At 69.2% G+C, this 519-nt stretch carries 1 protein-coding gene; it reads right to left on the reverse strand.

The genetic code is table 11. From position 1 onward, the window contains the following. A partial coding sequence (locus GSE44_RS25225; protein ID WP_159351556.1) for an ABC transporter ATP-binding protein occupies window positions 1-519 on the reverse strand: 519 nt, incomplete at both ends.

A 519-nucleotide genomic window follows, 5' to 3' on the forward strand; every position in this document is an offset into this window, starting at 1 on the left:
CTCGGCCTTTTGCATGAAGGTGGCATCGCCTGCCATGAACCACTCGTCCATCAGCAGGATCTGGGGCTGCATGGCGGTGGCGATGGCGAAGGCCAGCCGGATGGCCATGCCGGCGGAATAGCCCTTGATCGGCATGTCGAGGAACTCGCCCAGCCCGGCGAATTCCGCGACCTCCTCCTCCAGCTTCGCCTGCGCGGCGAGGTCGAGGTTCCGGTAGAGGGCACGCAGGCGGATGTTCTCGCGCCCCGTGCTGTCCTGATCCAGGCCGGCGGCCGGGTCGATGAGGGAGCCGACCGAGCCTTCGATCGTCAGCCGCCCGCCCACCGGCTCATAGATGCCAGCGAGGGAGCGGAGCAGGGTGGTCTTGCCGGCGCCATTGCGGCCCACCAGGGCGACGCGCTCCCCGGAATCGATCCGGAAGTCCAGGTCGCGCAGCGCGCTGACCACGACGCGATTCGACTCATCCGTCCGCACCCGCACGGCGGCGCGGGCCAGCAGCTGCTTCTTCAGGCTGCGCGC

The organism is Muricoccus harenae, from assembly GCF_009848505.1.
Taxonomy (GTDB): Bacteria; Pseudomonadota; Alphaproteobacteria; order Acetobacterales; family Acetobacteraceae; genus Roseomonas; species Roseomonas harenae.